Below are 23531 nucleotides of genomic sequence, written 5' to 3' on the forward strand. Positions count from 1 at the left end.
TCAGGGCGTAAGAGGTGTCAGCCGCGGTGGGCGGGGTGGGGGAGCGGGGCGGCCGCGCGGGTCGTCCGGGGCTTCGGCTCGGCCGTCGCGGCGCAGACCGCGTCCGCGTCGGCGGTCGTACCGGTTCCGGTGCCGGTTTCGGTTCCTGTGCCCTTCTCCGTGCCGCCGGCGGTGGCGCGGGGGACCTGGCCGGTCTCCAGGTAGCGCGCCAGGTGGCCGTCGAGGCAGGCGTTGCCGGAAAGGGTGATGGCGTGGTTGCCGCCGCCCTCCTCGACGACCAGGCTGGAGCCGCGCAGGGCGCGGTGGACGGTGACGCCGCCGCCGTACGGGGTGGCCGCGTCCTCCGTCGCCTGGAAGAGCAGCACCGGGGGCAGCGCGTCGTTGGCGATGTCCGGCGGGGTGGACGAGCCGACGGGCCAGAAGGCGCACGGCGCGTTGTACCAGGCGTTGTTCCAGGTGGAGAAGGGCGCCTTGGAGTGGACGGCCCAGTTGTCACGGTGCCACACGCCCCAGTCGCGGGGCCACGCGGCATCCCGGCACTGCACCGCCGCGTAGACCGAGTAGCCGTTGTCGTCCGTGGGATCGGCCGCCGCCAGCGACTCGTAGGCCGACACGAGGGGCGCGGGGTCCTTCTCGTTCACGTACGCCGAGAACGCCTCGGCCAGCGTGGGCCAGTAGCCGTTGTAGTAACCGCCCGGCAGGTAGGTGTCCTCCAGTTCGGCCGGGCCGACCTTCCCCGCCGCCGGGTCCTTCGCCAGCGCGGCGCGCATCGCGTACCAGCGGGCCTCGACCTTCGCCGGGTCGGTGCCGAGGCGGTACGTCGCGTCGTGCCGCGCGACCCAGGCCAGGAACGCCTTGTGGCGGGCGTCGAAGGCGAGGTCCTGCGCGAGGTTGGCCTGGTACCACACCGCCTGCGGGTCGACGACGGAGTCCAGTACGGCCCGCCGCACGCGCTGCGGGAAGAGCTTGGCGTAGACGGCGCCCAGGTACGTGCCGTACGAGTAGCCGAAGTAGCTGATCTTCTCCGCGCCGAGGGCCTGCCGGATCACGTCCAGGTCCTTCGCCGCGCTGACCGTGCCCATGTGGCGCAGCAGGGCGCCGTACTTGTCGTCGCACGCCCGCGCGAAGGACGCCGCCCTGGTGAGGTTGGTGCGCTCGGTGTCGACGTCGCGGGGCAGGGAGTCGGGGCGTACGGGCGCGAAGTAGCCCGGCTTGCAGTCGAGCGAAGGCTTGCTCGCGCCCACGCCGCGCGGGTCGAAGCCGACGATGTCGTACTGCGCCGCGACCTTGGCGGGCAGCGACGCCGCGACGAACCCGGCCATGTCGAGGCCGCTCGCGCCCGGGCCGCCCGGGTTGACGAGCAGCGGGCCCTGCGAGGTCTTCGCGGTGTGCGGGATCCGCGACAGCGCCAGCGTGACCTGCTCGCCGCTCGGGTCCTCGTGGTCTAGCGGTGCCCGGACCGTCGCGCACTGGAGCTTGGGGTACTGCTGGGTGGCGCACGCCTTCCAGGTGAGGGCTGTCGCCTGCGGCTCGGTGGTTCTGGGCTCCGCCGTGGAGGGGACGGCGGTGACGGCGCTCGCCATCACCGCCCCGGCGGCGATCAGCACTGCGGCGCGTTTCTGCATATGGCCTCCCGAGCCGGACGGAACGGTCCCTCGGCGGATCGTCCCCGCATTCCGGCCCGGAAGGTCCGCTTCCGGGCAGACTTGACCCGATCAGAGGACCTGATCAACACACCGTTCACAGCAGGGTGAGCTGGGTGGGCTCCTCCGCGACCGGGGCGGGGGGCGCTGCGCCCCGGCGGCGCGCGGGCCCTATGCCGAACTCGTCGGCGAACTCGTGCACCTGACGGGTGATCCGGCGCTGGTACCACTTCGGGGCGTAGGCCCCGTCCGCGTACAGCCGCGCGTAGCGGCCCACCAGGTGCGGATGGTGGCGCTGCAGCCAGGCCATGTACCACTCGCGCGCACCGGGCCGCAGGTGCAGGGCGAGCGGGGTCACGGAGGTCGCCCCGGAGGCGGCGATCGCGCGGACGGTGGCGCGCAGCTGGTCGGGGTGGTCGCCCAGGAACGGGATGACCGGTGCCATCAGCACCCCGCATTCGATGCCGTGGTCGGTGAAGGTCCGTACGACGTCGAGGCGGCGTTCCGGCGCGGGCGTGCCCGGCTCGACGGTGCGCCACAGCTCGTGGTCGGTGAAGCCGACCGAGACCGAGAGGGAGACGTCGGTGACCGCGGCGGCCTGGAGGATCGGCTCCAGGTCGCGCAGGATCAGCGTGCCCTTGGTGAGGATCGAGAAGGGGTTCGCCCGGTCGCGCAGGGCGCCGATGATGCCCGGCATCAGCTGGTACCGGCCTTCCGCGCGCTGGTAGCAGTCGACGTTCGTGCCCATCGCGATGTGCGCGCCGCGCCAGCTCGGGGAGGCGAGCTGACGGCGCAGCAGGTCGGGGGCGTTGATCTTCACCACGATCTGCGAGTCGAAGCCGAGCCCGGTGTCGAGGTCGAGGTAGCTGTGCGTCTTGCGGGCGAAGCAGTACACGCAGGCGTGAGTGCAGCCCCGGTAGGGGTTGACCGTCCATTCGAACGGCATGCGGGAGGCGCCGGGCACCCGGTTGACGATCGAACGGGCCCGCACCTCGTGGAAGGTGATGCCCCGGAACTCGGGGGTGTCGAAGGTACGGGTGGTGACGGCGTCCGTGCCGAACAGCACGGCGTCGGCGGAGCGGTCGCTCAGATGGTCCCAGCGCATGACGCAGACAATAGAACAAATGTTCCCATGATCGCTTCTTCCCGCTCATCGATTTGGGCGTGTCCGGTCCAAGTGGTTGGCTGGGTCCCCCCTTATGGAACGAGTGCTGGAGGACAAGGCATGGCGCAGGTCGAGGCCACGACGGAGCGGGTCATCGCGGCGGACGCGGAGACGGTGTTCGACGCGCTGGCCGACTACAAGGACACCCGCGCGAAGCTGCTGCCCGAGCACTTCAGCGAGTACCAGGTGCGCGAGGGTGGCGACGGCGAGGGGACGCTCGTCCACTGGAAGCTCCAGGCCACCAGCAAGCGCGTCCGCGACTGCCTGCTGGAGGTGACCGAGCCCAGCGACGGCCGCCTCGTGGAGAAGGACCGCAACTCCTCCATGGTGACCACCTGGACCGTCACCCCCGCCGGCGAGGGCCGCTCCCGCGTCGTCGTCACCACCGTCTGGAACGGCGCCGGCGGCATCGGCGGCTTCTTCGAGCGCACCTTCGCCCCCAAGGGCCTCGGCCGCATCTATGACGAGGTGCTCGCCAAGCTGGCGTCCGAGGTCGAGAAGTAGGGACCACCGGCAGAGGTCACCGATTCGGGTGATCTTGCCGTCCGCTCCCCGGTGTCGCGTACGCCGGGGAGCGCGGCAAAGCCCCTGATGGCCGGGGGCCGCTCCCTCTCCCACGCCCACCGTCACCCCAATTGGGCGGCTTGCTCCCGCTGAGCGCGTAATGCGAAGAATGGCGCCGCGCAGGCGTCAGAGCGGACGCCCGGGCGGACGCGACGGAGGGGAGCAGGTTCGTGGGTGGGATCACGCTGACCGATGACGAGCAGGCGGCCACTCCCGAGGACGCGCCGCCACCCGGGCCGGACCACCCGGCCGACGACCCCGCACAGCGGCACGTACGCCTCGTCTTCGGGGCGCTCGTGCTCGCGCTGCTCCTCGCGGCGCTCCAGCAGACCGCCGTCGCCCCCTTCCTGCCGGGCATCACCGACGAACTCGGCGGCGGCGCGCGGTCGGTGTGGGTGATCGCCGCCCCGGTGCTCGCCGCCGCCGTGACCCTGCCCGTCCACGGCAAGCTCGGGGACCTCCGCGGCCGCAAGGGCGTCTTCCAGACCGCCCTCGTGCTCTTCGTCGCCGGATCCGCGCTGGCCGGCTGGTCGCGCACCATGGACCAGCTCATCGCCTGCCGCGCCCTCCAGGGCGTCGGCGGCGCCGGACTGCTCGCCGGCGCCCACGCCCTCACCGCCGACCTCGTCCCCGCCCCGGCCCGCGCCCGCTTCCTCGGCGTCCTCGGCGCGGCGCTCGGGACCGCCGCCGTGGCCGGGCCGGCGGTCGGCGAGGCCGTGCGGGTCTCCTGGCGCTGGGTGTTCTACGCCAACGCACCCCTCGGCCTGCTGGTGCTGATCGTCGTCGGCGCCGCGCTGAGGCCGCTCCGCCCGCCGTACGCGGACGAGCGCCGCCGGTTCGACGTCCTCGGCGCGCTGCTGCTGGCCACCGCATCCGCCTCCCTGGTGCTGCTCGCGCTCTGGGCCGGTACCCGGTACGCCTGGGACTCCCGCGTCATCCTCGGTCTCGCCTGCGGCGCGGCCGGAACGCTGCTGCTCTTCTTCGTCGCCGAGCACTACGCCGCCGAGCCCCTGGTGCCGCTGGGGCTCGCGCGTCCCCTCCTCCTCACCGGCCTCGTGGGGGCGGCGGCCGGCACGGCGCTGTACGCCGCCGCCGGCTGGCTGCCCGCGCTCCTCCCGCCGGGGGGCGCGCTGCCGCCGCTCGTCCCGCTCGCGGGCGGCATCGTGCTGGGCTCGCTGGTCTCCGGACAGCTCATCGCCCGCACCGGGCACCACCGGATCCACCCGGTGTTCGGCAGCGCCGTCGCCGCCGTCGGCATGGGGCTGCTCTCCCGCCTCGAACCCGGTACGCCGGTCCTCGACCACAGCGTCTGGCAGGCCGTGCTCGGCACCGGCGTCGGCCTGGCGCTGCCCGCGCTCGTCGCCGCCGTCCAGCAGGCCGCGCCCCCCGCCGACCTCGGCGCCGCCACCGCCGCGCACCTCCAGGTCCGGCTGCTCGGCGGCTGCCTGGGCGCCGCCGCCGTCTCCACCCTGGCCGGGGGCGGACGCGTCCAGGGGTACGAGGGCGTGACGCCGCGGCTCTTCGTCGTGGTCCTGGTGCCCGTCCTCGTGCTCGGCCTGTCGCTCGCCTGCTTCCTCAAGGAGAAACCGCCGGTGTCCCAGAACGTCCCCACCGCGTCCACGGCCTCCGTCCCCGCGGCGCGCACCCCGGCCAACGCCGCCGCCCCCGCTCCGGCCTCCGCTCCCGACGGACCCGCGTGGCCGTCGTCCGCCGCGTACGGCTCCGGCGTCCCCGTCTGCGGCGCCGTCCAGCACCACGACGGCAGCTGCGTACCGCGCGCCGCCCTCACCCTCGTCGACGACCACGGGCGGCAGATCGGGCGCGGGGCGAGCGGCGACGACGGGCGGTACGCGCTCAGCGTGCCGGGGCCCGGCGCGTACGTGCTGATCGCCGCGGCCCCCGGACACCAGCCGCAGGCCGTCAGCGTCACCGTCACCACCGGCGACCGGCCCGTCGAGCTCGACATCGTGCTCGGCGGCGCCGGGCGGCTCGCCGGAACCGTCGTCACCGCCGAGGGCACGCCCGTACGGGACGCCGCCGTCACCCTCACCGACGTCCGCGGCGAGGTCGTGGCCGCCACGCGCAGCGGGCGCGACGGCGGCTATGTGATGGCCGACCTGGTGGCGGGGGAGTACACCCTGGCCGCCGGCGCCCCGTCCTTCCGGCCCGTCGCCCTGCCGGTGAGCGTGCAGGCCTCCCGCGAGACCCGGCAGATCATCGAACTGGCCGGCGGCGCGCTGCTGCGCGGGACCGTACGGGCCACCGGCGGCCGCCCCGTGGAGGAGGCCCGCGTGACGCTGCTCGACGCGGCGGGCAACGTCGTCGACACGCTCATCACGGGCCCCGACGGCGCCTTCCGCTTCGCGGACCTGTCGTCCGGTGCGTACACGGTCATCGCCTCCGGCTACCCGCCCGTGGCGACGGTCCTCCAGGTGGCGGGCGGCGGGCGCACCGAGCGCGACCTCCAGCTGGGGCACGGGGACTGACGCGCCGATCAGGCCGCGGCCGTGGTGCCGCACTCCCGCAGCGCTCGCCAGGTGCCGGGGCCGACGACGCCGTCGACGGTGAGGCCCTTCTCCCTCGCCCGACGGCCGCACCCTCGCCGTCGGAGACACGGCGGGAACGGTGCCGCTCCGGGACGTACCGTCCCACCAGCCCGTGGGCGCGCCGCTGCCCGGGCCGGGCGACGCGGTCCTGGACCTGGCCTTCGCTCCGACGGGCGCAAAGCTGCACGCAGCCGGCGCCCACACGGAGGCCCGCGTGCACGACGTGGACGCCGAGACCGTCATTCAGGCGCTCTGCCGCCTCGTCCCCGCCCCGCTCACCCCCGCGGAATGGGCGGCTCTGGTCCCCGACGCCCCCTACCGGCGGGGGACGTGCTGAGGGCCGCCCGGTGATCCACCGGGCGGCCCTCAACGCGCTCGGTTCAGCTCTTGCCGCGGCCGGTCATCATGTCGCGGAGGCGGTCCACCATCCCGGCGCCCGGGGCGAGGAGCTTGTTGGCCGGGGGCTTGTCAGGGGCCGACGGGTGCGGACGGGTCGGGGCCGTCTTCTTCGCCTGGCGCACCTTGTCGCCCAGCTCCATCAGCATCTCGGGCGAACACGCCTCCCGCAGCCGCGGGAAGAGGTTGTTCTCCTCGTCCACGACGTGCGCCCGGATCTCCGTCATCAGCTTGTTCATCAGCATGTCGAAGCGGGGGTCGTCGGCCGCGCAGCCCTCCAGGTCCTTCATGGTCTGCTCGGCGGCGGCGTGGTCGCGGAGCTCCTTGTCGGCGAGGGCGTCACCCCCGGTGATGTGCTCGCGCACCGCCGGGTAGAGGTACTCCTCCTCCGCCACCGAGTGCCGGACCAGCTCCATCGTGACCTGGTCGGCGTACTGCTTCCGCTGTTCGTCACCGGACGGCAGCTCCTCAATGGTGCTGAAGAGTTCCTCCACCTCCTCGTGGTCGCTGGTCAGCTCCGCGATCACGTCTCCGCCGTGTCCCATGACCTCACTCCTCTGCGCGACTGTGCGGGAATTCGGATGCCCATGATGTGGTTCAGGCCACGCTCTTCCCGTGAGCCACGCCATTTGTCGCCGCGAATGGCGGCGATAGCGTTCCGGCGTGACCGCAGACCACCTCACCCCGCTCATCACGGCGACCGCGCAGTGGCTGACCCGCGCCTACCCGTCCGGCAGCGGCGCGCTGGAGACCGCCCTCGCCGGCGTACAGGCGCGACAGGCCGTGACCGTCGCGGCGTGGCTGCGCTACCCCACCGACCTCGACGCCGCGCTCGTCGCCATCGCCGGACCCGGCGGCTCGGCCCGGCTCGACTGGATCACCGGCGCGGACGACGCCGGCGCCCCCTCCGACGCCTGGCGCACCTGGGTCGACGAGGTCGTCGCCAGCTGGGCCGCCGTCCTGCTCTCCACCCCGGGGCTGGCCGCGACCGCCATGGAGTCGCTGGCCGCCTGCGGCCGCCTGACCGGCGCGCCCGTCGACTTCCGCCGACTGGTCACCCCCGACGAGCACGACCGCCGCGCCGCCGCACTGCTGCGCCACCCCGACCTGCTCGCACCGATAGCGGACCTGCACCGCGCGGAGCTGCTGGACCGGCTGGAACTGGCCGTCTGAAGGGGACAACGCCGCACGACGGCGTGATCCTGGATCCGTGAAGGACCAGGATTTCGGTGAACCGCCCACCGTCGGCGTCGAGGAGGAGTTCTTCCTCGTCCACCCGGACAGCGGCGAGGCCGCGGCGGCCGGCACACGGGTGGTCGCACGCGCCGCACCCCGGCTCGGGGACGCCGCCTCGGGCGAGTTCACGGAATACCAGGTCGAGGGGCGGACCGAGCCCTGCCACCGCATGGACGAGCTCCGCGCCCAGCTGCGCGGCGTCCGCGCGGGCCTGGCCGCCGCCGCGCGGGCCGAGGGCCTGCGCCTGTGCGCGTCCGGCACGCCGGTCATCGGCGGCGACGGCGGGCGCGCCGATCTCGGCGACCACCCACGCTACCGGGCCGGGGCACGGCAGTACCGCGCGATGCTCGACGACTTCGCCGTGAGCGCCTTCCACGCCCACGTCCACCTGCCCGACCGCGAGACGGCCGTCCTCGTCGGCAACCACCTGCGGCCCTGGCTGCCGCTGCTCGTCGCGATGAGCGCGAACTCCCCCTTCCACCAGGGGCGGGACACCGGCTACGCCAGCTGGCGCTCCGTGATCCGCGGCCGCTTCCCGTGCCTCGGCCCGCCGCCGTACGCCGAGTCGCTCGCCGCGTACGAGCGGCTCGCCACCGCCATGGCCGCCACCGAGGCGATGCTGGAGCCCGGCATGCCCTTCTGGGACGTCCGGCCCAACCCGCGCCTCCCGACGCTCGAGGTCCGCACCATGGACGTCCTGTCCGACGTGGACGACACGGTGGCGCTTACGGCCCTGATCAGGGCGCTCGTCGTGACGGCCGCCCGGCGCGCGGCGGCCGGCGACCCCGGGCCGCGCACCGGCGCGGAGCTGCTGCGCGCGGCGTACTGGCGCGCCGCGCGGGACGGCTGGCCGGGCCACGGCGTCGACGCGCCGACCGGGCGCGTGCTGCCCTCGTCCGTCCAGGCACGCAACCTCCTGGAGCACGTACGCCCCGCACTGCGCGCGTACGGGGACGAGGGGGAGGTCACGGCCTTCCTGCGGCGGCTGGAGCTGCGCGGGTCCGGTGCCGAGCGCCAGCGGTCCCGCCTCGCCGCCGAGCCGCGCCTGGGCGCGGTAGTGGAGGGCCTGGTCCGCGAGACGTGCCCGGAGGACCCGGAGGAGGGGGCGTGATCCCGTGGGCCCAGGCGTACGGCCTCAGCCCGGCGGGAGCAGCGTCGTCACCAGGACGTCGCGGCGCGCGGGCCGCTCCGGGGCCAGCGGGCGGATCGGCGACACCTCGTGCAGGGTGCGCCGGTCGTCGCCCAGCAGCAGGCTGCCCGGCTCGCCGAGCGTCGTCGTCAGGAGGTGCTCGCCGTCCGCGCCGTACACGGAGCTGGCGCCGCCCGTGGCGTTCTCGCGGCCGATCAGCAGCGAGGTGACGAGCGTGACGCCGTCGCGGTGCCGCCCCTCGGGGGTGGGCTGACCGTCCTGCCCGGCGGAGGCGAGCACGCGGAACGGGTGCACCTTCACCTGCCACTCGTCCCGGTCGTCCAGACACCCGGCCACCCGGCCCAGCAGCCTGATCAGGGACGCCAGCAGGGGATCGGCGGTGAACGCGTCGGTCAGCGGCTCGAAGTGCCGGTCCACGCCGACGTACATCGGGTTGGAGGCCTCCGGCTGGACGAACGCGTCGTGCGGCCGCGGGGTCAGCCGCCCGTCGCGCGTCAGGGCGAAGGTGCCGTAGCGGCGCAGGCGCACCGTGCCGCTCTCGGCGGCGTACGGGTCCGGCGCCAGGTCGTCCCAGTGGGCGGCGAGCCGCGACCAGCCGTCCCCGTCCGTCCCGACGCACGCCGACACCTCGGCCGGCTCCATCGCGTACGCCCCGGTCGACACCAGGGCCCGCCGGGCCGCGTCCACGGCCGCCGCCGCGCTCGTCGTCCTGTCTTCTCCGATCACGTCATCCATCGTCCGACGACCCCCGGTCCCGCGCATCCGCGCGCGCCGCCGTCAGCATCCTGACCACCTCGTCATCGCTCACCTGGTCGAAGTCCAGATACCACTGACCCACCGAGGAGAACGGCCGCGGCTGGTGCAGCCAGATCAGCTCGTCGGCCTCCGCGCCCACCAGCTCCGCCGCCTCGCGGGAGCACACCGGCACGGCCATGATCAGCTCGGCCGGCTCCAGGCCCCGCGCGGACCGCAGCGCCGCGCGGGCGGTGACGCCGGTGGCCAGGCCGTCGTCGACCACGACGACCGTACGGCCGTGGACGTCCGGCATCGGCCGGCCGCCCCGGTAGAGGTCCTCCCGCCGGTGCAGCTCGGTCCGCTCGCGCGCCACCGTCGGCCCGAGGCGGTCCTCCGTCAGGTCCAGCATGGCCAGCGTCCGCTCGTCGTACAGCGGCGGCGCGTCCCCGGCCACCGCGCCGACGCCCAGCTCCGGGTTGAACGGCGCGCCGATCTTGCGGACGACGAGCACGTCCAGCGGCGCGCCCAGCGCCTCGGCGATCTCGACGGCGACCGGCACCCCGCCGCGGGGCAGGGCCAGCACCACCGGATCGGTCAGCCCGCCCTCGCGCTGCCGGCCGGCGAGCCGGACGGCGAGCTCGCGCCCGGCCTCGGTGCGGTTCCGCAGAAGCACGGCTCCCTCACTCCCCTCACGGCCCGTCCGGCGGGGCACCCGGCACGGCCATCTGGCCGAACCAGTCCCGCGCCGCCACGGCGACCTCCTCCAACGCGCCCGGCTCCTCGAACAGGTGCGTGGCCCCCGGCACGACGTGGATGCGGTACGGGGCTCTCAGCCGCTCGGCGGCCTCCTCGTTCAGCCGCAGCACCACATCGTCCTCGCCGCCCACCACCAGCAGGACCGGCGCGCGCACGGCGGGCAGCACCTCCTCGCCCGCCAGATCCGGGCGCCCGCCCCGCGACACCACGGCCCGGACGCCGTCCGGCCGCTCGGCGGCCGCCACCAGCGCCGCGGCGGCCCCGGTGCTCGCGCCGAACAGCCCCACCGGCAGCCCGGCCGTGCCCGGCTGCGTACCCAGCCAGTCCACCGTCGCCGTCACGCGCCGCCCCAGCAGCGGGATGTCGAAGCGCAGCTCGGCCGTCATCATGTCGACGCGCTCCTCCTGCTGCGTGAGGAGGTCGAGGAGCAGGGTGCCGAGCCCCGCCTCCCGGAGCGCCTCCGCGACCGCCCGGTTGCGGGGGCTGTGCCGCGAGCTGCCGCTGCCGTGGGCGAAGGCCACCACGCCCCGCGCGTCCGCCGGCAGCGCCAGGTCGCCCACCAGGGTCGCGTCACCGGCGTCGATACGGGCGGTCCGCGATGCCGTCGTCATGGCCCACACCTCCGTCGTCCGGCCCGGCCGAGCCCCTCTCCCGCCGCCCGGGGTACCCACCGGCGCCCGTGACATGCGGCCCGCGGGGTCTGTTTCCCGCCCCGGGGCGGTCGGTAGGGTCGGACTTCTCCGCCCCACGGAGCACGGAACGCACCATGGAACGCACCAGGGAACGCAGCACGGCACGCACGACGGAACGCAGCACGGAAGCACGACCGAACGGACCACGGAACGGAGCGGCACGCCAGTGGGCTTGAAGATCCTCATCAGCGCCGACATGGAGGGCGCCACCGGCGTCACCTGGCCGGCCGACGTGCTGCCGGGCACCCCCCAGTGGGAACGCTGCCGCGCCCTGTTCACCTCCGACGTGAACGCCGCGGTCCTCGGCTTCTTCGACGGCGGCGCCGACAGCGTCCTGATCAACGAAGCCCACTGGACGATGCGCAACCTGCTGCTGGAACGGCTCGACGAGCGCGCCGAGATGCTCACCGGTCGCCACAAGTCGCTGTCCATGGTGGAGGGCGTCCAGCACGGCGACGTCGATGGCGTCGCCTTCGTCGGCTACCACACGGGCGCCGGCAGCGAGGGCGTCCTCGCCCACACCTACCTCGCCAACTCCATCACCGGCGTCTGGCTCAACGGGGTACGCGCGAGCGAGGGCCTGCTCAACGCCCATGTCGTCGCCGAGTACGGCGTACCCGTCATCCTCGTCACCGGCGACGACCTGACCTGCGACGACGCCCTCGGGTACGCGCCCGAGGCCCGCAAGGTCGCCGTCAAGGACCACGTGTCGCGGTACGCGGCGGTCTGCCGCACCCCCACCCGTACGGCCGCCGACATCCGCGCCGCGGCCAAGGAGGCGACCGCTCTCGCCGTACGGTACGAACCGGTGCGCGGCGGGCCGTTCACCGTGGAGCTGGAGTTCGACGCCGAGCACCTCGCGGCCGCCGCCACCGTCGTACCCGGCGTGGCGGTGAGCGGCGAGCGGCGCGTGGCGTACACCAGCGAGACGATGTACGAGGGCATCCGCGCCTTCAAGGCGGTCACCACGATCGTCTCGGCCGCGGTGGAGGAGCAGTATGGCTGACGTGACGTCCCAGGGCACCCCGGCGAACGGGCCCTTCGACACCGACTCCGAGGCGCTCGACGAGGTGGTGACCTTCACCTCCGAGCTCATCCGGATCGACACCACCAACCGGGGCAGCGGCGACTGCCGGGAGCGGCCCGCCGCCGAGTACGTCGCCGAGAAGCTCGCCGAGGCCGGGCTGGAGCCGGCCCTGCTGGAGCGCACGCCCGGCCGCACCAACGTGGTGGCGCGGATCGAGGGCACCGACCCGTCCGCCGACGCTCTCCTCGTCCACGGCCACCTCGACGTCGTCCCCGCCGACGCCGACGACTGGGACGTGCACCCCTTCTCCGGCGAGGTCCGCGACGGGCTGGTGTGGGGCCGGGGCGCCGTCGACATGAAGAACATGGACGCGATGATCCTGGCGGTCGTCCGCGAGTGGGCGCGCCACGGCATCCGGCCGCGCCGCGACATCGTCATCGCGTACACCGCCGACGAGGAGGCCAGCGCCATCGACGGCGCCGGCTACCTGGCCCGCCACCAGGCGCACCTCTTCGAGGGCTGCACCGAGGGCATCGGCGAGTCCGGCGCCTACACCTTCCACGCCGGGCCCGACCTCGCCCTCTACCCCATCGGGGCGGGGGAGCGCGGCACCGGCTGGGTGAAGCTCACCGCCGAGGGCCGGGCCGGCCACGGCTCCAAGGTCAACCGGGAGAACGCCGTCAGCCGTGTCGCGGCGGCCGTCGCCCGCATCGGCGAGCACCAGTGGCCCGTACGGCTCACGCCCACCGTGCGCGCGGCCCTCACCGAGATCGCCGCCCTGTACGGCATCGAGGCCGACGTCGACGCGCCCGACTTCGACGCGGACGCGCTGCTGGCGAAGCTGGGCCGGGCCGCCGCCCTCGTCGAGCCGACCGTCCGCAACAGCGCCAACCCGACGATGCTGCACGCCGGTTACAAGGTGAACGTGATCCCGGGGACCGCCACCGCCCATGTCGACGGACGGTTCGTCCCCGGCGGCGAGGACGAGTTCGCCGCGACCATGGACCGGCTCACCGGCCCGGACGTCGAGTGGGAGTTCCAGCACCGGGAGATCGCCCTCCAGGCGCCCGTCGACTCGCCCACCTACGCCAAGATGCGCGCCGCGCTGCTGCACTTCGACCCGGACGCGCACGTCGTGCCGTTCTGCATGTCCGGCGGCACGGACGCCAAGCACTTCGCCCGCCTCGGCATCACCGGCTACGGCTTCTCACCGCTGAGGCTGCCCATCGGCTTCGACTACCAGGCGCTCTTCCACGGCGTCGACGAGCGCGTCCCCATCGAGGCGCTCCACTTCGGCATCCGCGTCCTCGACCGCTACCTGCAGACCGCGTAACGCCCGACGGGCAAGACCGCGCGACAAGAACATGTGAGGGGGAGCACCCGGAATGGTACCCACGGGGGCTTACGGAACCTGGCCGTCACCCATCGACGCCTCGCTCGCCGCCGCGCACGACGGCCGTCCCGAGTACGTCGGCGTGGTCGGCGACGAGGTGTGGTGGACCGAACCCCGGCCCACCGAGGGCGGCCGGCGCGCCCTGGTGCGCAGGCGCGCCGACGGCACCGAGCAGCCGGTGCTGCCCGCCCCCTGGAACGTCCGCACCCGGGTCGTCGAGTACGGCGGCCGGCCCTGGGCGGGCACGGTGCGGGAGACCGGGCCGCTGGTGGTCTTCAGCCACTTCCCGGACCAGCGGCTGTACGCGTACGAACCCGACGGCGACGCCCCGCCGCGCCCCCTCACACCCCTCTCCCCGGTCGGCGGCGGGCTGCGCTGGGCCGACCCCGTCGTCCACCCGGAGCGCGGCGAGGTGTGGTGCGTCCTGGAGGAGTTCACCGGCGAGGGACCGGGGGAGGTGCGGCGCGTCGTCGCGGCCGTCCCCCTCGACGGGTCGGCCGCCGGCGACCGGACCGCCGTGCGCGAACTCACCGACGGACGGCACCGGTTCGTCACCGGACCCCGCCTCTCGCCGGACGGGCGGCGCGCCGCGTGGCTCGCCTGGGACCACCCCCGGATGCCGTGGGACGGCACCCTCCTGATGACCGGCGAGGTCGGCGAGGGCGGGCCCTTCACGGGCGTACGGCAGGTCGCGGGCGGCGGCGACGAGTCGGTCTGCCAGGCCGACTGGGCGGCCGACGGGTCGCTGCTGTACGTCTCCGACCGGCGCGGCTGGTGGGAGCCGTACCGGCTGCGGTCCGGCTCGTCGGAGCCGGTCGCCCTGTGCACCGGCCGCGCGGAGGAGTTCGGCGGGCCGCTGTGGAAGGTGGGCCTGAGCTGGTTCCACCCGCTCGACAGCGGCCTCGTCGCCGTCATCCACGGCAGGGGCGACACCGCCCTCGGCATACTCGACCCCGAGACCGGCGAACTCGTCGACGCCGCCGGGCCCTGGACGGAGTGGGCGCCCACCCTCGCCGCCCACGGCAGCCGCGTCATCGGCGTCGCGGCCAGCCCGCGCAGCGCCTACGAGGTCGTAGAGCTCGACACCGGCACGGGCCGGGCCCGGGTCATCGGCTCCGCCCACGACGACCCCGTCGACCCCGCGTACTACCCCGAACCGCAGATCCGCACCTTCACCGGCCCCGACAACCGCGAGATCCACGCCCACATCTACCCGCCGCACAACCCGGACCGCAGCGCCCCCGACGACGAGCTGCCGCCCTTCGTCGTGTGGGCGCACGGCGGCCCCACCGACCGCGCCCCGCTCGTCCTCGACCTGGAGATCGCGTACTTCACCTCGCGCGGCATCGGCGTCGCCGAGGTCAACTACGGCGGCTCCACCGGCTACGGGCGCGCCTACCGCGAGCGGCTGCACGAGCAGTGGGGCGTGCTGGACGTCGAGGACTGCGCGGCCGTCGCCGAGGCGCTCGCCGCCGAGGGCACCGCCGACCCGGCCCGCCTCGCGATCCGCGGCGGCAGCGCGGGCGGCTGGACCGCCGCCGTCTCGCTCGCCGTCACCGACGTCTACGCCTGCGGCACGCTCCTCTACCCCGTCCTCGACCTGGAGGGCTGGGCGGAGGAGACCCACGACCTCGAGTCGCGCTACCTGGAGTCGCTGATCGGCCCGCCCGGTGACGTGCCCGGCCGCTACCGCGAGCGCGCGCCGATCGAGCTCACCGAGCGGATCACCGCGCCGTTCCTGCTGCTCCAGGGGCTCGACGACGCCGTCTGCCCGCCCGCCCAGGCGGAACGTTTCCTGGCCCGGATGGCGGGGCGCGGCGTGCCGCACGCGTACCTCGCCTTCGAGGGGGAGGGGCACGGCTTCAGGCGGGCCGACACCATGACGCGGGCGCTGGAGTCGGAACTCGCGCTGTACGTCCAGGTCTTCGGCGTGACCCGCTTCGACGTGCCGCTGCTGGAGCTGCGGAAGTGACGGACCGGGTACGGGCGTTGGAGCGGCCGCGCCGGCTGCGGCCCGGGGACCGCGTCGCGATCGTCGCGCCCAGCGGTCCGGTGGCCGAGGAGCGGCTCCGGGCGGGGCTGGACATCCTGCGCGGCTGGGGCCTCGATCCGGTGGTGGCGCCTCATGTCCTCGACCGGCACCTGGGCTACCTGGCGGGGGACGACGCCGCACGCGCCCGCGACCTGACGCGGGCCTGGTGCGATCCGTCCGTCGCGGCGGTGATCTGCGCGCGCGGCGGTTACGGCGCCCAGCGCATGGTGGACCTGGTCGACTGGGCGGCGATGCGCGCGGGCGGGCCCAAGGTGTTCGTCGGCTACAGCGATGTGACCGCGCTCCACGAGGCGTTCGCCGCACGGGGCCTCGCCACGCTGCACGGCCCCATGGCCGCCGCCGTCACCTTCCTCGAGGACGCCCGCACCCAGGAGTCGCTGCGCGCCACGCTCTTCGACCCCGACTCCGTACGCACCCTGGGGCTGGACACCGCCCGCCCGCTGGTGCCGGGCCGGGCGCGAGGTGTGACGCTGGGCGGCTGCCTCACCCTCCTCACCGCCGAGCTCGGCACGCCCGGGGCGCGGCCGTCCGCGCGGGGCGGCCTGCTGCTCCTGGAGGACACCGGCGAGGAGCCGTACCGGCTGGACCGCGCGCTCACGCAGCTGCTGCGCGCCGGATGGCTGGACGGCGTCTCGGGCGTCGCCCTCGGCTCCTGGCAGGACTGCGGCCCGTACGCAGCGGTCCGCGCGACCCTGCGCGACCGGCTGGCCGGGCTCGGCGTGCCGGTCGTCGAGGAGCTGGGCTTCGGACACGGCCCGACGAACCTGACGGTGCCGCTGGGCGTGCCCGCCGTCCTCGACGCGGAGGCGGGCACGCTGACGCTGGAGGTGCCGGCGCTGCGGTGAGGCCTCGCGGGGCTGCCTCGCGGGACTCCGTTCGGGCGCACCCGGGTATGACCGGCGGGCCGGGCGGTCACCCTGTCACCATGAGCCAAACCGACGAAGAGGTCGCCGAGCGCCTGGTACCCGTATGGCTGGAGGAGGCCGCGCGGTTCGAGCCGCGCGCCGCCGAGGACGCGCGGCGCGGCTGGGAGCAGGGGCGGCTGTCGCCCGCCGCCGCCCGCGAACTGGCCGACTGGGTCACCGCGCGCGTCACCGAGACGGCCTTCAACCGGGACGAGGGCCCGTCCCGGCACGGGCCGCCCCACGTCAGCGTCGCCGACAAGGCGGCCGTGCACCGGTGGCTCGCCGCGCAGGGCTACGACGTCTGAGCGCGCGCCGGTGACCCGGTGATCAGCGGCTCGCCGCGAGGGCGGCGTAACCCGGGCGGATCACCTCGTCGATGAGGCGGCGGCGCTCCGGCAGCGGCAGGAACGCGGCCTCGACGGCGGCGACCGTGAACTCCTCGAAGACCTCCGGGCCGTACCCGAAGGCGTCCGCCATGTGCTGGAACTCCCGGCTCATGGTGGTGCCGGAGACCAGGCGGTTGTCGGTGTTCAGCGTGATGCGGAAGCCGAGGCGGCGCAGCTGGTCGATGGGGTGCGTGGCGTAGTCCTTCGCGGCGCCCGTCTGGAGGTTGGAGGTCGGGCAGACCTCCAGGGCGATGCGGTTGTCGCGGACGTACGCGGCCAGGTGGCCGAGCGTGCCGTCCTCGGCGATGTCGTCGGTGATCCGGACGCCGTGGCCGATCCGCTCGGCGCCGCAGACCTGCACCGCCTCGTGGATGGACTCCGCGCCGACGGCCTCGCCCGCGTGGATGGTGAAGTGGCAGTTGTGCCGCTTGAGGTGCTGGAAGGCGGGCAGGTGGCGGGCCGGCGGGTTGCCGATCTCGCCGCCCGCGATGTCGAAGCCCGCCACGCCGCGCTCGCGGTGCGCGACGGTCAGCTCGGCTATCTCCAGCGAGCGGTCCGTGTGGCGCATGCCGGTCAGCAGCGTGCCGACGGTGATGCGGCCGCCGGCGCGGCGCTCGCCCTCGCGGAAGCCGTCGTTCACCGCCTCCACGACCTCGTCGAGGGTGAGGCCGGCGGCGAGGTGCTGCTCCGGGGCGTACCGCACCTCGGCGTAGACGACGCCGTCCGCCGCCAGGTCCTCGGCGCACTCGGCCGCGACGCGGAACAGCGCCTCGCGGGTCTGCATCACCGCACAGGTGTGGGCGAAGGTCTCCAGATAGCGCTCCAGCGACCCGGAGTCGGCGGCGTCCCGGAACCACACGGCCAGCTCGGCCGGGTCCTGGGTCGGCAGGCCGGTGTAGCCGCAGTCGCGGGCCAGCTCGATGATCGTCGCGGGGCGCAGGCCGCCGTCCAGGTGGTCGTGGAGGACGGCCTTGGGGGCGCGCACGATCCAGTCGGCGGGAGCGGGGGCGGCGGCAGGGAGGTTGTCAGACAAGTGCATGGGGCGGGAGTGTACGCCACGAGGGCGGGTCGGCGCCGTGACGCGGGTGACAGCGGTGCCGGCGCCGGGCGGCCGGGCGGGGGTGCCCGGTTGCTCTCAGGACGACTGGAGGACCGGCAGCGCCGCCGCGCCCGTCGGGAGCATGTGCTTGGCCGCCATGACCGGGGTGTCGTTCACCCGCACCACCTGGGTGACCAGCACCGCCGGGGTGTCGGCCGAGCGGGCCAGCTGCTCGCCCCGCCGCTGGCCGACGAGCGTCGCCGTCACGGTGCTGTGGGCCGTCAGCGGCACGCCGCGCGAGGCACCGGTCAGCACCGCCAGCATCGACGTGCCGACCGGGTCGGGCTGGGTTTCCAGGGCTCGGGCGAAGGCCGGGTGCACGCGCTCCAGGACGTCCTCGGCCGCCGCCCACTCCTGGCTCAGCGCCGCCGCCGTACCGTCCGCCGCCAGCAGTGACTCCCAGAACCGCAGCTCCGCCCGGGCGGGCGCCAGCAGGTGCTGGGTGGTGAAGTCCGTCGGTTCCTCGACCGTGCGCAGCAGGCCCCGTACGCGTACGGGCGCGCCCGCGCCGATCAGCTCCTCCAGGGGCTGGATGTGCTCGAAGCCGCGCCGCGGCGGGCTGTCGTTGACGGTGCGGCCCACTCCGCGGCGCACCGAGAGCAGGCCGTCCTCCTGGAGCAGCAGCAGGGCCTCGCGCAGGGCCGGGCGGCTGACGCCCAGCTCGGCGGCGAGCTTCGGCTCGGAGGGGAGGGTGGAGCCGGGCGGATAGGTGCCGGCGTGGATCGCGTCCACGATCCGCTCGTACAGCACCACGACCGGTCTCCGCTGCTCTGCGCTGACCACCACTGCCCCTCCTCGGCTCACTTGTCAGCAAGTTATGCCGAGCCGCCCCGGGCGGGCAATGCCGTACCCTCCCGGCCGCTCTCATGTGAGCTGGGAAAACAGCAAAAGTTTGCTCGGAGGTCTTGACGTCGACGCGCGTAGATCTCAGGCTGTGTCAGCAATGCTTGTCTGACAAGCGTGTGCATCGCTTGTTCGATCTCCCGACATGACATGACATCCAAGGCAAAGGGGCCGACATGTCCATCTCGTTCGGCCGGACGCGTTCCGGAGCCGAAGCGGCCACATCCGATCTGGCGGGGCGCGGCCCCATGCTGCTGGCGATGGTCCTCGCCGTCCTCGGCTACCAGATCAACGCGACCATGCTCAGCCCCGCACTGCCCGATGTCATCGAGCGCCTCGGCACCACCACCGCGGCCGCCGGCCTCTCCCAGACGCTGTTCTTCCTCATGGCGGCCATCGGCCAGGTCACCCTCGCCCGCCTGAGCGACCAGCGCGGCCGCAAGCCGATGATGCTGCTCTGCGCCGTCGTCCTGATCGTCGGCAACCTGCTCTGCGTCTTCGCGCCGAACATCGAGATCTTCATCGCGGGCCGCGTCCTCCAGGGCGTCTCCGCCGCGATGTTCACCCTCGCCTTCCTCACCCTGAACCAGCTGCTCACCCCGGCCGGCTTCGGCAAGGCCGCCGGCATCATCACCGCCGTCAACGGCGGCCTCGCCGGTGTCGACGCCATCGCCGGCGGCCAGATCGCCGACACCATCGGCTTCCGCGGCATCTTCGTCTGCTCCACGCTGATCGCGGTCGCCGGCCTCCTCGGCGTACGCCGGTACGTCCCCGACGTCCCGCCCACCGCCGACGCCGACGCCCGCTTCGACTCGCGCGGCATCGCCGCCCTCGCCCTCGGCCTGACCGGCGTCCTCGTCGGCCTCGCCCAGGGCGCCGCCTGGGGCTGGACCTCCGCCCTCACCCTCGGCTTCCTGCTCGGCGGCGTCGCCTCCCTCGTCTTCTTCGTCGTCTCGCAGAAGAGCGCCGCCAACCCGGTGATCGACCTCGACGTCCTCGCCTCGCGCCGCGCCTGGCCCCTGCTGCTCACCACCATCTGCACCCTCGGCGGCGCCTTCGGCGCGATCGCGCTCACCATCCCGCTCTTCTCCCAGGACGCGCGCGTCGGCCTCGGCCTCTCCGCCGTCACCGCCGCCGTCCTGTTCCTCACCCCCATCCAGCTGATCGGCGTGGTCTCCGCCCCGCTGACCGGCCGCCTCGGCCCGAAGATCGGCTGGCGCACGGTGGTGGTCGCCGGCGCGATCGCCAACTTCGCGATCTTCGTCTTCGCCACCCTGTTCCTGCACACCGAGTGGATCCTGGTGGCGGCCCTCGCCGCGCTCGGCGTCACGTACGGCGGGTTCATGCTCACCGGCCTCAACGGCCTCGCCGTCACCACCGCCCCCAAGGACAAGCCCGGCTCCCTCTCGGGCCTCAACGGCGCCTGCTTCGGCATCGGGGCCTCGCTCGGCATCGCCCTCGCCTCCGCCATGATCACGGCGGGCAGCGACGCGGGCGGCGTCACCGAGGCCGGCTACCAGCACGCGATGTACGCGGCGCTCGCGCTGCTCGCCATCGGTGTCGTCACCGCACTGCTCATCCAGCGCCCGGACCCGGCGGAGTCCGAGGACGCGGACGGCGAGCGCCAGGTGGTCCTCACCCACCACTGAGCACCCGCGCGGCGCACGTGGCCGCCCGCCTGCCCGGCACCCCGCCGGGTACGCGGGCGGCCACGCCGTCTCGGCCGGGCCTCAGTCGATCCGCTCGGCACGAGCCAGCACCTCGGGATGCAGCCGAGCCCGGGCGTCGAACACCTCGACGCCCAGCAAGCGCCCCTGCGCGTCCAGATCCACCAGGGCGATCATGTCCTCGCCGACGGGCACCTGCCGGACCGCCTCGCCCGGGCCGATGCCGTCGACGAGGTAGAGGTAGGCCATGTCGGCCGTGGCGTCGTACTCGACTCGCATCTTCTCGCTTTCGTCAGGGGTCACGCGAGGTTCGCCCGTGTGACCGGAGCGCGCAAGCGAATATCGACGGCCCCCGACCAGGGGGCGTCACCCCCGGGCCCTTGATCGCCCGGCTAGCCTGAGCGGATGCACGGCACCCGTTCTTCCGCCTCTCCGTATCTGATCGAGGGCCCGCGTGTGGGCCTGCGCCACCTGACGTACGAGGACGCCGACGAGTTCGTCGCGCGGGCCGGGGAGAGCCGGGACCTCCACAAGCCCTGGCTCTTCCCGCCCGTGAGCGCCGAGGCGTACGCCCGCTACGCCCAGCCCCTCATCGAGAGCGGCGACCGCGAGTCCTTCCTGGTCTGCGAGCGGGAGGCGGGCGGAGCCATCGCCGGGTTCATCAACATCAACAACATCGTGCGCGGCGGCTTCCTCAGCGGCGCACTGGGATACGGGGTCTTCGCCCACGCCGCCGGGCGCGGGCTGATGAGCGAGGCGCTCGGGCTGGTCCTGCGGTACGCCTTCGGCCCGCTGGGCCTGCACCGGCTGGAGGCCAATATCCAGCCGCTGAACGCCGCCTCCCTCGCGCTCGTACGCCGTGCCGGCTTCCGGCTGGAGGGCTTCTCGCCCGCCTTCCTCTTCGTCGACGGGGAGTGGCGCGACCACGAGCGCTGGGCGATCACCGCGGACATGGTCGACACGCTCGCATAGAAGCGGCCGGCGGGAGAAGGACCGCGAGGAGCGGTCGGTCTCCCGCCGGCCGGCGACCGGAAGGGGTGGGACAGGGGTCAGTGCTTGAACGTGTCCTTGGCCTTCTCGGCCGTCTGCTTCGCGTCACCCTTGGCCTGCTCCGCCCGGCCTTCCATCTCCAGGCGCTCGTTTCCGACGGCCCTGCCGGCGACCTCCTTCGCCTTCCCCTTGGCGGTCTGGCCGGCGTTCTTCGCCTTCTTTCCAGTGGCCATGTCTGTCACCTCCAGTCACGCTTCTGCCCGCTGCGGCGCTGTCCATTCCGGTCAAAAGGGATCCTCCGTGGGCGGGAGCAGACTGCCCAGCGGGCCCAGGTCCAGATTCAGATCCGCCATGGTCAGGCCGTAGCGCGCGCACAGCTCGGTCATCCGGTCGTGCAGCAGCATGAGCGTCGTCCCGAGGCGCTCCTCCTGGTCCTCGGTGAGGTCACCGGCGTCCACCCGGTGCAGGGCCTGCCGCTCCATGAGCTGCCGCAGCAGCTCGACCAGGGTCAGGACGAGCTTCATCAGGTCGCGCTCCACCGTGTCGGGATCGGTGTTGATCCGGTGCGTGGGCGCGGACGGGCGCCCGCGCCCGGACCGGTGCAGCTCGCGCGGCGCTGCGGGGAGCAGCCGGAAGGCGCGCGCCGCCGCGTCGGCGAGCTCCTGGTAGCGGTCGACGGGCCCGTGGGGGACACCGCCGCGAGGGTCAGCGGACATCCCGCACCGGCCCGGTAGCCGGGACGCCTCGGACCTCCGGCAGGGCGAGCTCCGCGAAGGGGGACGGATTCTCCGCGCTGATGGACACGATCAGGGTGCGCAGGGAGATCCGTACGAGGTCGATGTCGGCGATGGACAGGGTGATGTCGCCGGTGACCACGACGCCGCTGGTGAGCAGGCGGTCCAACAGGTCGATCAGGGCGATCTGCCGACCGGGCAGAGGAGCCTGGCCGCCGCTGGTGTACGGGGATACGCCGGGTGCCGTCATCCCGCGGTCGCCTCCTCGCCCTCCTGGTTCTCGGGCGCGGGAGCGGCTGCCGCGAACGAGTACGGCGCCCAGGGACCGGTGATTTCGAGCTGGACCGTGTCTTCGCCCTCGGCCGCCTGCCGGACGGCCGCGAGGAAGGGCTCGGACCGGTCGGAGGGCACGAGATAGGCGTCGTTGGCGATGTTCTCGAACGGCCCTTCAACCAGCGCACCCTGCTGCGCACGATGACGAGTGTGCTCGACGGCCCGGCCGCGGGCGGCGACATGGATGCGCTGAGCGGCCTCCAGTGCCTCCTGGTACGCGGTGTCCCGTGTGCGCCGCTCCTGGCGGCGGTGGCGCAAGTAGGCCCGGCCGGGACTCAGCTCCGGCGCGGGCGGTGCGGCCGCGGTGCCCGTGCCCGGGTCCGTTGCGGGGTCGGGGGCGAAGAAGACCTTGACGCCCCATTCCACGTGACCGGCGAGCCGCGCGAGCCGGGGGAGGAAGTCGTCCCGGCCGGCCGCCAGCATCGTGCGGACTCCGTCATCGTCGCGGTAGATGGTGGCGAGCCGCAGGGGAAGCACGGCGGTCCTGGCCGCCACGGCGTCGATCACACCGTGGTGGGCACGGGCGACTGTCTCCAGCCAGCCCAAGTCCTCCAGGTGGGCGGTCAGGGGCGCCTCCTCGAAGTCGGCGGAGGGCACATCGCTGACCACCGCGGCCACGTCCCGGTCGGTCACGACACGGACGGGCGCGTCGCCGACGCCCCGCAGGGCTGCCACCGCCTCACGCAGCTCCGTCGTCGCGGCGGCGATCGCGTACAGATAGTCGACCGTCGCGCTCATCACCCGTCTCCGGAGGGCCGGTGCACGTCTCTGCCTCCCCTGCCTTCCCGGCCTTCGAAATCTTCCCGGCCGGCTGTGCGCCGCCGGGGTGCCGGGGCCTCTTCCTCCAGGCGCCTCCTGGGCGGGAGAGCGCGGGCGTCCCTCAGGGCGGCGATCTCCTCGCGCAGGCGCCGGTTCTCCTCGGCGAGTCCGGGGCGTTCGACGGCGCGGGAGGACAGGGACGGATCGTGCTCCCACCAGTCGATTCCCATCTCCTTGGCCTTGTCGACCGATGCGACCAGCAGCCGGAGCTTGATGGTGAGGAGCTCGATGTCGAGGAGGTTGATGCGGATGTCGCCTGCGATGACGATGCCTTTGTCCAGGACACGTTCCAGGATGTCGGCCAGGTTGGCCGACGAACCCTGCCCGTAGGACGGTGATGCCCGGGACGGGAAGGAGCCGAGGTTGCTGGAGACGGGTTCGCTCACGGCGGTTCGACCT

General features: G+C 74.0%; 26 protein-coding genes. 12 read left to right on the plus strand and 14 right to left on the minus strand.

Features of this window, described 5'->3' with window-relative positions; all coding sequences use genetic code 11:
• Nucleotides 1-17: 17 nt before the first annotated feature.
• Together ACIRNI_RS15135 and ACIRNI_RS15140 are read right to left on the minus strand one after the other, a co-directional pair.
• Nucleotides 18-1625, minus strand: coding sequence for an alpha/beta hydrolase (locus ACIRNI_RS15135; RefSeq protein WP_403551711.1), 1608 nt, complete (start codon nt 1623-1625; stop codon nt 18-20).
• A gap of 115 nt (nt 1626-1740) precedes the next feature.
• On the minus strand, nt 1741-2748 hold the full coding sequence (locus ACIRNI_RS15140) for an Rv2578c family radical SAM protein (RefSeq protein WP_403551713.1): 1008 nt from the start codon (nt 2746-2748) through the stop codon (nt 1741-1743).
• A 120-nt stretch (nt 2749-2868) separates the two neighbouring features.
• Between ACIRNI_RS15140 and ACIRNI_RS15145 the strand changes: the two genes are divergently transcribed.
• The 3 genes from ACIRNI_RS15145 to ACIRNI_RS15155 all read left to right on the plus strand — a co-directional run bounded on the left by ACIRNI_RS15145 (nt 2869) and on the right by ACIRNI_RS15155 (nt 6255).
• A complete protein-coding gene (locus ACIRNI_RS15145; protein ID WP_355363222.1) occupies nt 2869-3312 on the plus strand; it encodes an SRPBCC family protein in 444 nt (147 codons plus the stop codon).
• A 230-nt stretch (nt 3313-3542) separates the two neighbouring features.
• Nucleotides 3543-5858 carry an MFS transporter gene (locus tag ACIRNI_RS15150; RefSeq protein WP_403551716.1) on the plus strand — a complete coding sequence of 772 codons (2316 nt, stop codon included), beginning with the start codon at nt 3543-3545 and terminating at the stop codon, nt 5856-5858.
• Between the two features lie 139 nt (nt 5859-5997).
• Nucleotides 5998-6255 (plus strand): hypothetical protein, encoded by a 258-nt coding sequence (locus ACIRNI_RS15155; protein ID WP_403551717.1) that lies wholly within the window; start codon nt 5998-6000, stop codon nt 6253-6255.
• A 43-nt stretch (nt 6256-6298) separates the two neighbouring features.
• On the opposite strand, the gene ACIRNI_RS15160 is transcribed toward ACIRNI_RS15155, so the two are convergent.
• Complete coding sequence (locus tag ACIRNI_RS15160) at nt 6299-6859, minus strand: hemerythrin domain-containing protein (RefSeq protein WP_403551719.1); 561 nt, start codon at nt 6857-6859, stop codon at nt 6299-6301.
• 118 nt (nt 6860-6977) lie between these two features.
• On the opposite strand from ACIRNI_RS15160, the gene ACIRNI_RS15165 reads away from it, so the two are divergent.
• A complete protein-coding gene (locus tag ACIRNI_RS15165; RefSeq protein ID WP_403551721.1) occupies nt 6978-7487 on the plus strand; it encodes a hypothetical protein in 510 nt (169 codons plus the stop codon).
• A gap of 37 nt (nt 7488-7524) precedes the next feature.
• Nucleotides 7525-8661: a glutamate--cysteine ligase gene (locus ACIRNI_RS15170; RefSeq protein ID WP_403551723.1), complete on the plus strand. Its 1137-nt coding sequence runs from the start codon at nt 7525-7527 to the stop codon at nt 8659-8661.
• A gap of 24 nt (nt 8662-8685) precedes the next feature.
• On the opposite strand, the gene ACIRNI_RS15175 is transcribed toward ACIRNI_RS15170, so the two are convergent.
• From ACIRNI_RS15175 to ACIRNI_RS15185, 3 genes are read right to left on the minus strand one after another with little or no spacing between them, the layout of a single operon-like run.
• Nucleotides 8686-9435: a 2OG-Fe dioxygenase family protein gene (locus ACIRNI_RS15175; RefSeq protein WP_403551725.1), complete on the minus strand. Its 750-nt coding sequence runs from the start codon at nt 9433-9435 to the stop codon at nt 8686-8688.
• Entirely contained in the window at nt 9428-10108 is a 681-nt protein-coding gene (locus ACIRNI_RS15180; protein ID WP_403551727.1) for a phosphoribosyltransferase, read from the minus strand. Before ACIRNI_RS15180 ends, ACIRNI_RS15175 begins: the two co-directional genes overlap by 8 nt.
• Before the next feature lie 16 nt (nt 10109-10124).
• Complete coding sequence (locus ACIRNI_RS15185; RefSeq protein WP_403551729.1) at nt 10125-10802, minus strand: dienelactone hydrolase family protein; 678 nt, start codon at nt 10800-10802, stop codon at nt 10125-10127.
• A gap of 253 nt (nt 10803-11055) precedes the next feature.
• Between ACIRNI_RS15185 and ACIRNI_RS15190 the strand changes: the two genes are divergently transcribed.
• From ACIRNI_RS15190 to ACIRNI_RS15210, 5 genes are all read left to right on the plus strand, one after another.
• The gene (locus ACIRNI_RS15190) at nt 11056-11889 is read left to right on the plus strand and encodes a M55 family metallopeptidase (protein WP_403551730.1); all 834 of its coding nucleotides are present in this window, start codon (nt 11056-11058) and stop codon (nt 11887-11889) included.
• Nucleotides 11882-13243 (plus strand): M20/M25/M40 family metallo-hydrolase, encoded by a 1362-nt coding sequence (locus ACIRNI_RS15195; protein ID WP_403551733.1) that lies wholly within the window; start codon nt 11882-11884, stop codon nt 13241-13243. Before ACIRNI_RS15190 ends, ACIRNI_RS15195 begins: the two co-directional genes overlap by 8 nt.
• A gap of 52 nt (nt 13244-13295) precedes the next feature.
• On the plus strand, nt 13296-15275 hold the full coding sequence (locus ACIRNI_RS15200) for a prolyl oligopeptidase family serine peptidase (RefSeq protein ID WP_403551735.1): 1980 nt from the start codon (nt 13296-13298) through the stop codon (nt 15273-15275).
• Nucleotides 15272-16201 (plus strand): LD-carboxypeptidase, encoded by a 930-nt coding sequence (locus ACIRNI_RS15205; RefSeq protein ID WP_403551737.1) that lies wholly within the window; start codon nt 15272-15274, stop codon nt 16199-16201. The genes ACIRNI_RS15200 and ACIRNI_RS15205 overlap by 4 nt, the downstream gene beginning before the upstream one ends.
• Nucleotides 16202-16281: 80 nt before the next feature.
• Nucleotides 16282-16566, plus strand: a complete 285-nt coding sequence (locus ACIRNI_RS15210) for a hypothetical protein (protein ID WP_361415804.1) — start codon at nt 16282-16284, stop codon at nt 16564-16566.
• A 22-nt stretch (nt 16567-16588) separates the two neighbouring features.
• Here the strand turns inward: ACIRNI_RS15210 and ACIRNI_RS15215 are convergent, their stop codons facing one another.
• The gene (locus ACIRNI_RS15215) at nt 16589-17686 is read right to left on the minus strand and encodes an adenosine deaminase (RefSeq protein WP_403551739.1); all 1098 of its coding nucleotides are present in this window, start codon (nt 17684-17686) and stop codon (nt 16589-16591) included.
• 96 nt (nt 17687-17782) lie between these two features.
• Nucleotides 17783-18532 (minus strand): GntR family transcriptional regulator, encoded by a 750-nt coding sequence (locus tag ACIRNI_RS15220; RefSeq protein WP_361415800.1) that lies wholly within the window; start codon nt 18530-18532, stop codon nt 17783-17785.
• Between the two features lie 233 nt (nt 18533-18765).
• On the opposite strand from ACIRNI_RS15220, the gene ACIRNI_RS15225 reads away from it, so the two are divergent.
• On the plus strand, nt 18766-20238 hold the full coding sequence (locus ACIRNI_RS15225) for an MFS transporter (RefSeq protein WP_403551741.1): 1473 nt from the start codon (nt 18766-18768) through the stop codon (nt 20236-20238).
• Between the two features lie 81 nt (nt 20239-20319).
• Here ACIRNI_RS15225 and ACIRNI_RS15230 read toward each other — a convergent pair whose 3' ends face one another.
• The gene (locus tag ACIRNI_RS15230) at nt 20320-20559 is read right to left on the minus strand and encodes a DUF2283 domain-containing protein (RefSeq protein ID WP_403551744.1); all 240 of its coding nucleotides are present in this window, start codon (nt 20557-20559) and stop codon (nt 20320-20322) included.
• A gap of 102 nt (nt 20560-20661) precedes the next feature.
• Between ACIRNI_RS15230 and ACIRNI_RS15235 the strand changes: the two genes are divergently transcribed.
• The gene (locus tag ACIRNI_RS15235; RefSeq protein ID WP_403551746.1) at nt 20662-21228 is read left to right on the plus strand and encodes a GNAT family N-acetyltransferase; all 567 of its coding nucleotides are present in this window, start codon (nt 20662-20664) and stop codon (nt 21226-21228) included.
• Between the two features lie 77 nt (nt 21229-21305).
• Here ACIRNI_RS15235 and ACIRNI_RS15240 read toward each other — a convergent pair whose 3' ends face one another.
• Genes ACIRNI_RS15240 through ACIRNI_RS15260 form a run of 5 tightly spaced genes read right to left on the minus strand, consistent with a single transcriptional unit; the run spans nt 21306 to nt 23518 of the window.
• Entirely contained in the window at nt 21306-21479 is a 174-nt protein-coding gene (locus tag ACIRNI_RS15240) for a CsbD family protein (RefSeq protein ID WP_355363182.1), read from the minus strand.
• A gap of 51 nt (nt 21480-21530) precedes the next feature.
• The gene (locus ACIRNI_RS15245; protein WP_403551749.1) at nt 21531-21962 is read right to left on the minus strand and encodes a gas vesicle protein K; all 432 of its coding nucleotides are present in this window, start codon (nt 21960-21962) and stop codon (nt 21531-21533) included.
• Nucleotides 21952-22230 (minus strand): gas vesicle protein, encoded by a 279-nt coding sequence (locus ACIRNI_RS15250; protein WP_403551751.1) that lies wholly within the window; start codon nt 22228-22230, stop codon nt 21952-21954. The genes ACIRNI_RS15245 and ACIRNI_RS15250 overlap by 11 nt, the downstream gene beginning before the upstream one ends.
• The gene (locus tag ACIRNI_RS15255) at nt 22227-23051 is read right to left on the minus strand and encodes a GvpL/GvpF family gas vesicle protein (protein ID WP_403551753.1); all 825 of its coding nucleotides are present in this window, start codon (nt 23049-23051) and stop codon (nt 22227-22229) included. Before ACIRNI_RS15255 ends, ACIRNI_RS15250 begins: the two co-directional genes overlap by 4 nt.
• On the minus strand, nt 23051-23518 hold the full coding sequence (locus tag ACIRNI_RS15260) for a gas vesicle protein (RefSeq protein ID WP_403551756.1): 468 nt from the start codon (nt 23516-23518) through the stop codon (nt 23051-23053). The genes ACIRNI_RS15255 and ACIRNI_RS15260 overlap by 1 nt, the downstream gene beginning before the upstream one ends.
• Between the last annotated feature and the right edge of the window lie 13 nt (nt 23519-23531).

The organism is Streptomyces sp. NPDC093546 (assembly GCF_044765045.1).
In the GTDB taxonomy this organism is placed as follows: domain Bacteria; phylum Actinomycetota; class Actinomycetes; order Streptomycetales; family Streptomycetaceae; genus Streptomyces.

What these genes read in the sequence shown, in the direction of transcription:
- ACIRNI_RS15135 (WP_403551711.1), bottom strand. Translation starts at nt 1,625, where the DNA reads ATGCAGAAACGCGCCGCAGTGCTGATCGCCGCCGGGGCGGTGATGGCG.
- ACIRNI_RS15140 (WP_403551713.1), bottom strand. Translation starts at nt 2,748, where the DNA reads ATGCGCTGGGACCATCTGAGCGACCGCTCCGCCGACGCCGTGCTGTTC.
- ACIRNI_RS15145 (WP_355363222.1), top strand. Translation starts at nt 2,869, where the DNA reads ATGGCGCAGGTCGAGGCCACGACGGAGCGGGTCATCGCGGCGGACGCG.
- ACIRNI_RS15160 (WP_403551719.1), bottom strand. Translation starts at nt 6,859, where the DNA reads ATGGGACACGGCGGAGACGTGATCGCGGAGCTGACCAGCGACCACGAG.
- ACIRNI_RS15175 (WP_403551725.1), bottom strand. Translation starts at nt 9,435, where the DNA reads ATGGATGACGTGATCGGAGAAGACAGGACGACGAGCGCGGCGGCGGCC.
- ACIRNI_RS15185 (WP_403551729.1), bottom strand. Translation starts at nt 10,802, where the DNA reads ATGACGACGGCATCGCGGACCGCCCGTATCGACGCCGGTGACGCGACC.
- ACIRNI_RS15195 (WP_403551733.1), top strand. Translation starts at nt 11,882, where the DNA reads ATGGCTGACGTGACGTCCCAGGGCACCCCGGCGAACGGGCCCTTCGAC.
- ACIRNI_RS15200 (WP_403551735.1), top strand. Translation starts at nt 13,296, where the DNA reads ATGGTACCCACGGGGGCTTACGGAACCTGGCCGTCACCCATCGACGCC.
- ACIRNI_RS15210 (WP_361415804.1), top strand. Translation starts at nt 16,282, where the DNA reads ATGAGCCAAACCGACGAAGAGGTCGCCGAGCGCCTGGTACCCGTATGG.
- ACIRNI_RS15215 (WP_403551739.1), bottom strand. Translation starts at nt 17,686, where the DNA reads ATGCACTTGTCTGACAACCTCCCTGCCGCCGCCCCCGCTCCCGCCGAC.
- ACIRNI_RS15225 (WP_403551741.1), top strand. Translation starts at nt 18,766, where the DNA reads ATGTCCATCTCGTTCGGCCGGACGCGTTCCGGAGCCGAAGCGGCCACA.
- ACIRNI_RS15235 (WP_403551746.1), top strand. Translation starts at nt 20,662, where the DNA reads ATGCACGGCACCCGTTCTTCCGCCTCTCCGTATCTGATCGAGGGCCCG.
- ACIRNI_RS15240 (WP_355363182.1), bottom strand. Translation starts at nt 21,479, where the DNA reads ATGGCCACTGGAAAGAAGGCGAAGAACGCCGGCCAGACCGCCAAGGGG.
- ACIRNI_RS15245 (WP_403551749.1), bottom strand. Translation starts at nt 21,962, where the DNA reads ATGTCCGCTGACCCTCGCGGCGGTGTCCCCCACGGGCCCGTCGACCGC.
- ACIRNI_RS15250 (WP_403551751.1), bottom strand. Translation starts at nt 22,230, where the DNA reads ATGACGGCACCCGGCGTATCCCCGTACACCAGCGGCGGCCAGGCTCCT.
- ACIRNI_RS15255 (WP_403551753.1), bottom strand. Translation starts at nt 23,051, where the DNA reads ATGAGCGCGACGGTCGACTATCTGTACGCGATCGCCGCCGCGACGACG.